Source organism: Psychromonas sp., from assembly GCF_983033635.1.
This window is the reverse complement of sequence record NZ_CEZLMY010000082.1, coordinates 1-12,279: the sequence shown is the minus strand read 5'-3', so window position 1 is coordinate 12,279 and position 12,279 is coordinate 1. Positions and strand designations below refer to the sequence as shown.

Here is a 12,279-nt window from a genome sequence, read left to right as displayed (position 1 = left end):
GCTGCTAAGAATGACCGGCGTACGAATTCCTGAAAATTCATGGGATATTTCAGCTTTAGCGACGCATCTTAAAATGAAATTTAATGTTATTAATGATCAGGGAAAAAGTGTCGCAGTGGGCACGGAGCTGAGTTTACTGCAGCATGAATTAAAAGGTGAAGTAAAACAGACGCTTTCAAAAGTATCCAAGCAGGGCATTGAAAAAACAGACTTAACAGAGTGGAATTTTGGTAAATTGCCAAAATCATTCAGTAAAGATCATGGTGGTTATGAAGTTAAGGCCTTTCCTGCTCTGGTTGATAAAAACAAAAGTGTTGCTATTGAGCTCTTTGACAGTGAAGAAAAAGCATTGCGTATTAACCGGACTGGTCTGCGTCGCTTAGTGTTATTAAATGTGCCGTCACCGATAAAATACCTGCAGCAGAGCCTGCCTAATAAAGCTAAATTAGGGCTTTATTTTAATCCGTTCGGGCAAGTTAAAGATCTTATTGATGATTGTATTGCCTGCGCGGTTGATTCTATTTTAGATGGTCAACAAACAGCACAAACTGCAGTTGAGTTTGAATCTCAAAAAGAGAAAGTCAGAGCTGAGCTTGCCGATCGCACACTGGTTATCACCCAATTAGTGGAAAAGATATTAACGCTTGCACATGCGGTTAATAAGAAGCTCAAAGGTAAAGTTGATTTAACCATGCTAGTGGCGCAGGGCGATATCAAATCACAGCTGCAGCGCCTTATATTCCCAGGTTTTGCCTGCCAGGTCGGGGAAAAAAAGCTGCCTGATATGAAACGTTATCTGCAGGCATTAGCCAAACGATTAGAGAAGTTACCTGTCAATCCCAATCAAGATCGTTTACACACGATAGCGTTGAATGAGCTCGAAGGGCGTTATAGCGCATTGTGTAAAACATTAATGAGCAGTGAAAAAGATAATACGGATTTAGCTGAAATCTACTGGATGTTAGAAGAGCTGCGCGTTTCACTGTTTGCACAGCAACTCGGCACTGCGTATCCGATTTCAGAGAAACGTATTAAACTAAAGCTGGCCGAATTAAAAGGTTAATTTACTTTGCAGCTTTGAGTTCACTAAGCTCATTTTTGAGCTCATTGTATCGTTTAGCGTGATCCTCTGGTAAGCGGGTATTACTCAACAGCTTAAAGCTGTTTTGGCAATTTCTTAATAGTTCCTTTTTCTCATCATTGGCAGCTTGTTTTAGTAACTGAATATAAACCTGAATACTGTTAAGTAATGCGCCAGAGTTAAGAGGTTCAAGCTGGATCGCCTGTTCAAAATGGTCAAGCGCACTGCTATATGATTTTTGAGAAAATGCTTGGATGCCTAATTTATTATGCGCTTTAAAGGTCTGTATGCGTGATTCCAACTTCTCTCCTGTCTGTTTTTTTATTGAAGTCTGCATGGTCGCATCCATAATATCGCGATGCTTTAACTCCTCTAAATAAGGCTCCGCATAATCAAACTCGCCAATATCTAATAATGAGAAAAGGCTTTCGCATAATAAGGTGCTGTCAAACTCAGTAATTGGGTTTTCATTACTTTGTAAGGTGCTCAAGATTCTGCGTTTTGCTTTTAATGGTTCATCCAGTGCAAACAATACTTTTGCCTGGCAGATCTTATCAAAGTTATTGAAATCAAAGTTTTTATTTTGCCCCTCTTCAAAGCGGCTTTGATACAGTGCCGAGTTCACCTGTTTTAATATTGTTTTTCGTTCACTGATATCTTCTTGAACCATGGCGTAATCAATAATGCTGCGAATATAATTTGCTAAATGGCAGGGGTCAGGATAAAAAGAGTTGCGGCTGAGTTGTAATATTGCCGAGTAACTAGAAAGCATTATTTTATGTTCATTCATCTCATTGGCGAGTAGTGCAACCTCTTGATGGCGTTCAATACTGTGGTGGGTAATATTGGCCGAATGGGTGAGCATATTTAATGCTTTGTTAAGCTTGCCTGTTTTTTGGTATGCGCGTGCTAACCATTGATATGCTTCCATCTGCAGGGGAGAGTTATCAATAACCGTTTTTAAAAGTTTAATCGCTTCCGGGTATTTATTTTGTAAATAGTAGGCTTTACCTAAACTGATGCTTGCTCTTACTAACGGGCGCTGATCGACCAGTGGCTTTAATATTCTCTCTGCAGCGTTGTACTGCTCTGTCTGGATAAAAATATCAGCTAATAAGTTTTTACATAATGCTCTAAATTTCGGTTCTGTTTTAATTTTTTCCTTACACAGAGAGATTGCTTGAGGGTACTCTTTTTCCTGTAAGGCATCAAAAATATCGGCTAAGACCATTTTTTTTTGAGCGGCTTTGCTTAGTCGATTAAATAGTTGAGTTTGTGAAAAAGGCTTCATTAAATAATCATCTGGTGATTTTTCAATGGCTGTCAGCACCATCCCTTTATTATTATCACCTGTGATAATAAAGCATAATGAAGCGTTTGGAATAAGCTGATTATTACGCAGGTAATCAATTAGCTGAGATCCGTTTTTCCCTGAACCTAGATTGTAATCTACAAGGTATATATCAAATACTTTGCGGTGAGCGAGTTTAACTGCACCCTCAGCGCTATCCGTAAAACTGATATTTTTGGCGCCTTGACTGGAGAGCATCGTTTTGAGCATGATATGAAATGCTTTTTGATCATCAACAATCAGAATGCTTTTATTCTTGTAGCTAAACATCGGTAATTAGATTTCACTCTTTAGTTTATTTTGATGACTAAGTGTAGGTAATCGTGAATAAGAATGCAGTAATAATAATAATTGGATCACTAAGTTGTGATACTGAATTAAATTTGTAGACTTGAATATTAGAATTAAAGAGGTAGTGGCCGAAGTAAAGAGAAGATTGAAATGGTGGAGGGAGGTGGATTCGAACCACCGAAGCTTACGCGGCAGATTTACAATCTGCTCCCTTTGGCCACTCGGGAACCCCTCCTTCATTTCGCGGAGAATAATATCAGATATTTTCCACTTGTGAAGCCTAAAAAAGAAAAAAACATTAAATAAAATCAGTTTGTTGCCGATAACTCTAAATATCTAGCATAAATAAACAAAGTCGTATGAATATTAAACAAACTGAAAGTGGATTATTGATTAACGAGTGGCAATTAGGGCTGCAGCTAAACAGTGCTGTGCATAATGGCACGCGTGATAAATTTAATCTGTTACTTAGTTTGTTATCAGATGATGCTCGAGATTTTGCTGAATTTACTTTCAGGCAAGCTAAAGAAGATGTTTTACCTGAACAAGCATTACGTGAAACTCTGTTTTTACCTGAAGCTCAGCCTTTGCTAAATAAAGGTATTTCGCTGCAGCAAGCTACAAGTTTAAATGAAGATTTGCACAATAAGGATTTCACCAGCATCCGTTTAAAACAGCTATTAAACAACGAAGCACTGTTATCTCGCAATGTAACAGGCGATATCCCTAGTGATATAATAGATAACTTACCATTATTGTCACAAAATCGCTTAACGGCTCAGCAGGGAACAACGGAGACGATTAAGCAGGTTGAGTCTCAGACAGCAGAAGGGGTTGGTGTTGATTTAATGGCGCAATATAAAGCCTTGGATCTAGATAATAAGCCAATTAAAGTGACTTATATGTAGTGAGGAGTTGCTCCTTATAATAAAGCTGAAAATGATTGATAGCAGCTCTTTCGTTTATACAATTAATAAAAATCCCTTCTAGTAATAGTTCCGTAACTATTTCAATTCTATATAAAATATCTTCTTTTTGCTTTGACTCTAGCTTTTACCGTCGTTTAATATGGCTATTTATACCCAAACCACTTTCAGAGGCTCGGACGGATGTTAGGATAAAGCAAGACGCAACCATCTTCTGGTCGCTTGACTATCTATTTAAAAACACAAATTGGTAAAAAGGAATATTTATGGCGATTGGTTTTTTTGCTGTATTTGATGATATCGCTGCCTTGTTAGATGATGCAGCGATGATGAGTAAGATCGCCACCAAAAAAACAGCAGGCGTGTTAGGAGACGATCTTGCTGTTGGTGCTGAGAAAGCATCTGGTTTTCCTGCCACTAGGGAGTTACCGGTATTATGGGAAATCACAAAGGGCTCACTGCGCAATAAACTTATTATCTTGCCCATCGCTTTTCTGTTAAGTGCGTTTGCATCTTGGATTATCATTCCGATCTTAATGGTCGGCGGGCTTTATCTTGCATTTGAAGGAGCCGAAAAAATATATGAGTACTTTGTGCCTGAACAGCACACAATCGCAGAAGTTCAGTGCTTATCAGAGCAAGAAATATTGCACTATGAGGCTAAAAAAGTTAAATCGGCAATTTTTACCGATTTTATCTTATCAATTGAAATTATTGTTATTGCCTTGGGGACAGTATTGGGACAACCACTTGTACTGCAAGTCATCGTTGTGTCATTTGTTGCGCTGTTAGCAACAATAGGGGTTTATGGCTTTGTTGCGTTGCTGGTCAGAATGGATGATCTAGGTTTTAAAATAATCGCCTTCTCAAAGAAAAGAAGTCGGTTCTTAATGGTTATTGGTGAGATGCTAGTAGCTGCGTTGCCTAGGGTGATTAGATTGTTAACGATTATTGGTACGTTAGCTATGCTGCTCGTTGCTGGAGGTATATTTGTCCATAATGTCCATTTTATTCATCAATCCTTACTATTTATGCCGAGTATGCTCGCTGAGTTAGTAACAGGCTTAGCGATAGGTATACTGGTTTTATTTTTTGAAAAGTTGTTTATAAAAATTAAAAATAAGTAGCAATAGCATTGCGTTGCAATTGCAGCCGTCAGATAACGGCTGTAAAGATGTTATTTAGGCAAGTTAATAATTGGAAAACATTTGAAGAAGCCATTATCTGCACAGTTCAGCAGGCCAATTTGCACACCTTTAATGTGCTTTTGATTATAAAAAATTATTCTCTATTACAAGTTTAAGGCTGTATATACTCAATCTGCCTTAAGGTGTAAGAATCAGTAATGCGTTAACTGTCACGAGCGATTAACGCATTTTTATCAGTTTTCAAAATAGTGCTGGATAGGCGTTATTTAAAAACAACGGTTCGGTTAGCGTATACAAACACTTTATCACTCAATACCTGCTGCAATGCACGGCTTAATACAGACCTTTCAACATCTCGGCCTGCTTTAGCAAGATCGCTTGCACTGTAAGCATGATCAATATGCGCGACATCTTGGGTGATAATTGGACCTTCATCGAGATCATTATTAACAAAATGCGCTGTTGCACCAATGATTTTTACACCACGATCAAATGCTTGCTGATAAGGTTTCGCACCGATAAAAGCCGGTAAAAATGAGTGATGGATATTGATTAGTTTATTTTCATATTTCTCAACAAATGTAGGCGTCAATATACGCATATATTTTGCAAGAATTACATAATCAGGCGTATATGGCGCAATTGTATCTAATACCTTTTGTTCATGCTCTTCGCGCGACAAACCTTCATGGCTTACCGTGTGATAAGGGATATTAAATTTAGTTACTAACTCTTCAAGTGTATCGTAGTTGCCGATAACCGCTGCGATTTCAACATCAATGCCACCGTAAGTGCTTTTCATTAAAATATCACCAAGGCAGTGTGCTTCTTTAGTGACCAAAATTACGATGCGTTTACGTTGTTGTGAAACTAATGAACGATGAGAGCCATTTGGCAGATTAAAGTCAAGATCAGCCAGTAAAGTTTGATCGTTAAAGTAACCTTCAATCTCCGTTCGCATAAAGAAGCGGCCATGTTGATGATCTACAAATTCATTGTTTTTAACAATATTTAGCTGATGCTTTTGACAGATATTGGTAATCTGTGCAATCAGACCTTTGCTATCAGGGCAATCGGTCAGTAGTATTTTCTTTTCCATGTTTATCTCGATCAATAATTAATTAGCGCAACATTTTTTATATTTTTTGCCACTACCACAAGGGCAGGGATCATTGCGTGATATCTTACCTGATTTTGGCTCAGGATAAATATCTCCATCACAATAAAGCCATTGTTGATGATCTTTTACAAAATTAGAGCGCTCATGATGGCAACCTAACAGACCATTATCGACAAACCAGGCTTTAAATTCGACAAAACCCGTTTTATCTAAGCTTTCTGTGGCAATTATTTGTAAGTTTTTCCAATCCACGGTTTTTGTCGCTAACTGTGCTGCAGTTAGCTCACCTCGGTAATTTGGATGATAGGTATCAAAAAGATAATCACCTAACTGCAAAACAAACGCACTAAAACGAGATCGCATCAGTTGTTCACATGTGCTTGGTTTGGTTTTTCTATTATGAAAAGGTAAGCAACATTGTTGGTAGCCTTTTCCACTTTTACAGGGGCAAGTTTGTAGATTTAAATCAGTCATTATTATATTTCAGTTATAAAAAAAGCGTTCATTTGAACGCTTTTTATTGATTAATAATCAAAGCGATTATTTTGTTTGGTAAGCATCATGATGGATGCCGGCAGCACGACCGGAAGGATCTGCATTATGTTGGAAACTTTCATCCCAAGCTAATGCTTCAACTGTTGAACAAGCAACAGACTTACCGTGCGGTACACATTCTGCAGCACTATCAAGTGGGAAGTGATCAGCAAAAATAGAGCGGTAGAAGTACGCTTCTTTGGTATCAGGCGTATTGATTGGAAACTTAAACTCAGCGCTTGCTAATTGTTGATCCGTTACTTGAGTTTCGATATGTTCTTTTAGCGAATCAATCCAGCTATAACCAACACCGTCAGAGAATTGTTCTTTTTGACGCCATAACACTTCGCTTAACAGCTGCCCATCAAACGCTTCACGTAGAATATTTTTCTCAATACGACCATCTTTGATCATTTTAAGTTCTGGGTTAGTACGCATTGCCACATCTAAGAACTCTTTATCTAAGAATGGTACACGCGCTTCAACACCCCAAGCTGACATTGATTTGTTCGCTCGTAAACAGTCAAACATATGCAGTTTGTTTAGTTTACGGTTTAACTCTTCATGAAACTCTTGCGCATTGGGTGCTTTGTGGAAGTATAAGTAACCACCGAAGATTTCATCCGCGCCTTCACCGGAAAGTACCATCTTGATGCCCATCGCTTTAATCTTACGTGCCATCAGGTACATAGGAGTAGAAGCGCGGATCGTTGTTACATCGTATGTTTCTAAGTGATAAATTACTTCACGTAGTGCATCGATACCATTTTGCTCAGTAAAGATAATCGGGTGATGTACTGTACCTAACTCATCAGCTACTTTTTGTGCAGCTGCTAAATCAGGAGAACCTTCAAGACCTACAGAGAACGAGTGCAGTTGTGGCCACCAAGCGCCAGATTGATCATCATCTTCAACACGTTGTTTAGCAAATTTCTGCGTGATTGCAGAGATAACTGAGGAGTCTAAACCACCAGAAAGTAATACGCCGTATGGCACATCACACATAAGTTGACGTTTAACTGACTCTTCAAGCGCTTGACCGATTTCAGCTGCGCTACCGTCGTTATCTTTTACCGCATCATATTCCATCCAATCACGAGTGTAATATTGAGTGATTTCACCGATCTCGCTGTCTAAGAAATGCCCTGGTGGAAACTCTTGAACTTTTGAACAAACAGGCGTTAATGCTTTCATTTCTGATGCAACGTAAAAGTTACCGTGTTCATCCCAACCCATGTAAAGTGGAATGATACCCATATGGTCACGACCAATCAGGTATTTATCTTTTTCTGCATCATATAAGCAGAATGCGAAGATACCGTTCAGGTCATCTAAAAAGGTATTACCTTTTTCTTCGTATAAACCAAGAATAATTTCACAATCAGATTTTGTTTTGAACTGGTAACCGCAGGTTAATTCAGCAGCTAATTCTTTATGATTATAGATTTCACCATTAACCGCTAGGATATGTGTATTATTTTGATTGTATAGTGGCTGTGCGCCTGTATTTACGTCGACGATTGAAAGACGTTCATGGACGAGGATAGCTTTATCAGACGAGTAAACACCAGACCAATCCGGGCCACGGTGACGAAGCAGTTTAGACATTTCAATTGCTTGCTGGCGCAATGCGATAGGATCGCTTTTAATGTCGAGCACACCAAAAATAGAACACATAACGTTACCTTTTATTTGAATACCAATACTTAGCGTATTTAGTATCTTTTAATATTTATTAATGCTTTTCCGTTTGCTTAAACACAGCAAAAAGAGAACGAATATTTTTTGAAAAATTTAGTTGCACGATTTTTGCAGAATATTGAAGAAAAGTCACACTAAATCCGTGTAATTAAGTCACAAATACATGGATTAGGTGATTTTTTTCCTATAACTCTTGTTTATGAGGGTTTTTTGTTAAAACGGGGTGTAACTCAGAACAAACATGGCGTGCAAAACCGGATCCCGCTTCCACATACATATTATAAACGGGGTTTACACCAAGTGCGTTTAACTCATTTTCATCCTCTTTATAGTGTGCAAGTGCCGCCACTTCAAAGCTGCAAAATTTGATTTTATTTAGTTGTTCTGCAGCATAACGATTACCGTTATGGTCGGGCATTGCTAACAAAATAAGTTTTATATTATCGGTCAGTTGTAGTTTACTCCAAAAATCAGAGTCAAGTGCATCACCGGTAATTACTCGTCGTCCTAACTCGCGGTGTTTAATGGTTGTTTGATGATCATAATCGACACCCATTACCTTTTCGCCATAAGTCAGTTTTAAAGCATCATAAGCTCCTGCGCCAATGCGGCCCATTCCCATCACTAATATTTGCGCATCGCCAACCCGAACGGGGCGATCATCTTTATGTAAGCGTGTAGATTGGAAACGTTTTAATGACAGTGTAAAACGTGTGTAAACAGTATCGGCATATTTATTTAATAGTGCGGCAATAATAAAACTTAAAGAAACTGCAAGTGCTGTAATGATTAACCAGTCTTGTGTTAACCAGCCTTTATAGGTTGCAAGAGAAGCAACAATCAAACCAAATTCACTGTAATTGGCTAATGTAAATGAGGCAAAAAGCGAGGTACGGGAACGCAATTTAAATTTTGTTAAGGTAATAAAATACAGTGCAATTTTTCCTAATAAGAGTAGCGATAAAACAGCTGCAATCATGAGGTGATCAAGATTTGGTAGTCCGCCTAAACCTATGTTTAAAAAGAAGCAGATTAAAAATAGCTCTTTCATATTAAACAGTGATTTAGCCATATTTTTAGCGCTAGGATGTCCGGCCAGTAACATACCGGCAATCAAGGCACCTAAATCTGCTTTCATGCCGACAGATTCAAATAATCCAGCGCCGATCACCAGTGCCAGGAAAAAACCATATAAGACCAGCAGTTCACCGTGACCTGCTCCGTCTAGAAGTTTGAACAGCAGGGGCCTGATAAGTGGCAATGCAAGTAATGTAAATGCCCAGATAGAAGGGATTTCACCAACAGAAATGGTTAAGAAAAGTACGGCAAAAATATCCTGCATAATCAAGATACCGATCGCGATGCGGCCGTAAAGGGAGTTTGTTTCACTTTTTTCTTCAAGAATTTTTACTGCAAAAACGGTGCTGGAAAAACTCAATGCAAAGGACACCAGAAGCAAAGCTGGCATATCGAGGGTGGTAAAAAAAGAGAGGCCAATCTGTTTTAAGGAAAATAAAAGTAGCGCGTAAAAAATAATACTGCTAACTATATGGATACTTGCGCCCCCCCAAACTTCTGCTTTGAAAAGGGTGCGAAGATCTAATTTCAAGCCGATTGAGAAGAGTAAGAGGGTGACACCTAAATTAGCAAAGGTGATTAAACCTTCTGTGGATTCAAAACCAAAAAAATTCAGGGCAAAACCGGCCAATAAAAAACCAACCATTGGCGGCAAACCGGTGAAGTTAATTAGCATCCCAAAGGTAAATGCGGTGCCAATAAAAAGTAATAGCGTAGTATCCATGGACTCAACTTCTATGAAAAGCATTGTTTATACCAATTTGAAAGGGAGTAACCATCCCTAAATCGATACGCCTAGAACTGAAACAGCACAGCGCCTTGAGTGGGAACTTAATTATTCAATTTGGTATTAGTATGTGGTTGATTTTATGGTAAGAAAGCAAGTAGAACAAATGTTTTTAAATTATTTACCAAAGTTGCAGTTTTATGGCGAATTTTATTCAGGCTTATATTCTTTATTTGTTGATTGTGTTTGTTGTTTTTCCAATAAAGACCGGTTTTCGGGAAAAGAGTAAGTAACAAAGGTCGTTGTATCAGGCCATTCGCGATTAACTGATAATTCAATTCCATCGCCCAAGAACCATTGGAAGCTTGCTTTACCCTGATTGATATCACCCGACTGATTGTGAGGATCACCATGTTTTTGGCTGAGTTTGTTTTTAATGCGGGCGATCAGTTCCGGCTTGCTGCGACCCACAAAGGTATATTTTGCGCTGACAAATAGATCCTCTCTTGTGTATGTGACCTCGAGTTCACTGCTTCCTCGTATAACAGCCCCTGTAAAATAGGTGTCCGACCAGCTGTTGATATTTTCATCAATAGCAGTAATGTTTTGTGCTTTAATCTGTTGACGTAATATTTCACGGTTGGTACAAGCAATGGCGACTGAAAATAACTTGGTTGTTGCCGTTGCGAAACAGTTTAGTTGTTTAGATAGTGCTTTAAAACGAATTTTTGCCCACTCCTCCGTAGATTGCTGATAAAGAGAAATAGCAAGCTTTAGATCAGCGGGTAAACCTAAGCCATTTTCATATAGATAAGCTAATCGTGCATGGGCTAAATTATAATCAAGCTTGGATGCGTTTTGGTAGAATTTTGCCGCTTTTGGGGGATTTTCTTTTATTTTCTGTGCGCCATTTTTATCAACAACACCCTGCTCATAAATAACACCGAGTTGATAAAATGCTTGTGCATGGTTCTGTTGAGCGGCGCTGTTATACCATTCGATGGCTGTGTGGATATTTTGAACTACTCCAGTGCCATTTTGATACATAAGACCCAGTTTAAATTGAGCCGCATGGTTTCCCTTACTAGCTGCCTGTTTATACCATTTTAATGCTTTTTCGAAATTGATATCGCCCCCTTTACCTAACTCATAAAACTCAGCCAGTTTATAGGCTGAAGGTGCATAATAGTTATTTGCTGATTTTAAGTAGAGAGATTTTGCAAGTTGATAATCTTGAGGGGATCCTCGTCCATATTCATGCATACGGGCGAGATGAAACTGTGCTAAGGCATCCCCTTGGGTCGCAGCTCTTTCATACCACTGTATTGCCAGACGGTAGTCTTGTTTAGTACCTTTTCCAGATTGGTATATTTTCCCCAAATTAATTTGTGCTGTGAGGTGACCTTGTTTGGCCGCTTTCTGAAACCAAAGCAAACTTTCACTATCACTTTGTTCAACCCCTAAGCCTTTTTGGAAGTGTACTCCTAATTGGAATTGTGCGATGGCATCACCTTGGTTGGCTGCTTTTAAAAACCACTTTACCGCTTCCTGTGGATTTATAACTACACCAGTACCTTTATCATACATAGTTGCAAGTACGTATTGTGCTGCCACGTCACCTTGAACTGCCGATTTTTCATACCAATATGCCGCTTGCTGAAAATTTTGTGAAACCCCCTGACCACTTTCATACATCCAGCCTAATGTGTATTGTGCCGCAGGATCTCCTTCATCTGCCAGTGGTCGCCACAGCTGTATCGCGCGTTCATAATCACCAGCTTGCGCAGCTTCATAGCCTTGGGTAAATTCAGAACTAGCAAAAACGACCTGACTGCTTAAAACAGTTAGTAAAATTGGCAAAGGAGATAATCGAAAAAGGTTTAACATCCTGTAAATTTAAAATCCCTGATTGTTATTGGATAAACAAGCAAGTATAGATCATTTAAAAGTGAATTAAATAAAAGCTAGGTTTGTTAGGAAGAGTAAGTTAATCATTTGTGAGTAAACTCACTGTCGAAGGTTTTTTAAGCTGTTGCGTTAATAAAATAAAGCGTTTCTTAGTAAGTAGAAAGCAGTAAGTTTAATGCTCGTACTGCAGCAAGTTAAAACATCATCCTCACGTAAATATGCCATAGGGAAGTTTGTATAATCTATTTTTCCGCTGATTAGTTGGCATCAGGAGGTATCGGCCACATTAACCATATTGTTAGCTGTTTGAAAATAATATCAGTTTATTGATAAGTGCTAATCTTAATATCCTCTTTGCTGGTACTGCAGCAAGTTAAAACATCATCCTCACGTAAATATGCCATAGGGAAGTTTG

At 38.6% G+C, this 12,279-nt stretch carries 9 protein-coding genes and 1 tRNA gene; 3 read left to right on the top strand and 7 right to left on the bottom strand.

Annotation, left to right across the window (positions count from 1 at the left end; translation table 11 throughout):
* Nucleotides 1-1,063 (top strand): DUF3418 domain-containing protein (locus AC4GME_RS11530; RefSeq protein ID WP_490379419.1); only part of this gene is annotated, 1,063 nt, incomplete at its 5' end.
* A 1-nt stretch (nucleotide 1,064) separates the two neighbouring features.
* Here AC4GME_RS11530 and AC4GME_RS11525 read toward each other — a convergent pair.
* Both AC4GME_RS11525 and AC4GME_RS11520 read right to left on the bottom strand, forming a co-directional pair.
* Entirely contained in the window at nucleotides 1,065-2,702 is a 1,638-nt protein-coding gene (locus AC4GME_RS11525) for a tetratricopeptide repeat protein (protein ID WP_490378167.1), read from the bottom strand.
* A 172-nt stretch (nucleotides 2,703-2,874) separates the two neighbouring features.
* Nucleotides 2,875-2,958 (bottom strand) — tRNA-Tyr (locus AC4GME_RS11520).
* Nucleotides 2,959-3,082: 124 nt separating this feature from the next.
* On the opposite strand from AC4GME_RS11520, the gene AC4GME_RS11515 reads away from it, so the two are divergent.
* Nucleotides 3,083-3,631, top strand: a complete 549-nt coding sequence (locus AC4GME_RS11515) for a VC2046/SO_2500 family protein (RefSeq protein WP_490379418.1) — start codon at nucleotides 3,083-3,085, stop codon at nucleotides 3,629-3,631.
* A gap of 284 nt (nucleotides 3,632-3,915) precedes the next feature.
* Complete coding sequence (locus AC4GME_RS11510; protein WP_490377759.1) at nucleotides 3,916-4,776, top strand: DUF808 domain-containing protein; 861 nt, start codon at nucleotides 3,916-3,918, stop codon at nucleotides 4,774-4,776.
* Nucleotides 4,777-5,059: 283 nt separating this feature from the next.
* Here the strand turns inward: AC4GME_RS11510 and purU are convergent, their stop codons facing one another.
* The 5 genes from purU to AC4GME_RS11485 form a co-directional block, all read right to left on the bottom strand.
* Nucleotides 5,060-5,896: a formyltetrahydrofolate deformylase gene (gene purU, locus AC4GME_RS11505; RefSeq protein WP_490377760.1), complete on the bottom strand. Its 837-nt coding sequence runs from the start codon at nucleotides 5,894-5,896 to the stop codon at nucleotides 5,060-5,062.
* Nucleotides 5,897-5,914: 18 nt separating this feature from the next.
* Nucleotides 5,915-6,391 (bottom strand): YchJ family protein, encoded by a 477-nt coding sequence (locus AC4GME_RS11500; RefSeq protein WP_490377761.1) that lies wholly within the window; start codon nucleotides 6,389-6,391, stop codon nucleotides 5,915-5,917.
* A gap of 66 nt (nucleotides 6,392-6,457) precedes the next feature.
* Nucleotides 6,458-8,128 (bottom strand): asparagine synthase B, encoded by a 1,671-nt coding sequence (gene asnB, locus AC4GME_RS11495; protein WP_490377762.1) that lies wholly within the window; start codon nucleotides 8,126-8,128, stop codon nucleotides 6,458-6,460.
* A gap of 208 nt (nucleotides 8,129-8,336) precedes the next feature.
* The gene (locus AC4GME_RS11490) at nucleotides 8,337-9,953 is read right to left on the bottom strand and encodes a cation:proton antiporter domain-containing protein (RefSeq protein WP_490377764.1); all 1,617 of its coding nucleotides are present in this window, start codon (nucleotides 9,951-9,953) and stop codon (nucleotides 8,337-8,339) included.
* 213 nt (nucleotides 9,954-10,166) lie between these two features.
* Entirely contained in the window at nucleotides 10,167-11,843 is a 1,677-nt protein-coding gene (locus AC4GME_RS11485; RefSeq protein WP_490377763.1) for an SEL1-like repeat protein, read from the bottom strand.
* Between the last annotated feature and the right edge of the window lie 436 nt (nucleotides 11,844-12,279).

Excerpts from the sequence above, each read along its gene's own strand:
- AC4GME_RS11510 (WP_490377759.1), top strand. The coding sequence starts at position 3,916 with ATGGCGATTGGTTTTTTTGCTGTATTTGATGATATCGCTGCCTTGTTA.
- AC4GME_RS11490 (WP_490377764.1), bottom strand. The coding sequence starts at position 9,953 with ATGGATACTACGCTATTACTTTTTATTGGCACCGCATTTACCTTTGGG.
- AC4GME_RS11485 (WP_490377763.1), bottom strand. The coding sequence starts at position 11,843 with ATGTTAAACCTTTTTCGATTATCTCCTTTGCCAATTTTACTAACTGTT.
- AC4GME_RS11500 (WP_490377761.1), bottom strand. The coding sequence starts at position 6,391 with ATGACTGATTTAAATCTACAAACTTGCCCCTGTAAAAGTGGAAAAGGC.
- AC4GME_RS11525 (WP_490378167.1), bottom strand. The coding sequence starts at position 2,702 with ATGTTTAGCTACAAGAATAAAAGCATTCTGATTGTTGATGATCAAAAA.
- asnB (WP_490377762.1), bottom strand. The coding sequence starts at position 8,128 with ATGTGTTCTATTTTTGGTGTGCTCGACATTAAAAGCGATCCTATCGCA.
- AC4GME_RS11515 (WP_490379418.1), top strand. The coding sequence starts at position 3,083 with ATGAATATTAAACAAACTGAAAGTGGATTATTGATTAACGAGTGGCAA.
- purU (WP_490377760.1), bottom strand. The coding sequence starts at position 5,896 with ATGGAAAAGAAAATACTACTGACCGATTGCCCTGATAGCAAAGGTCTG.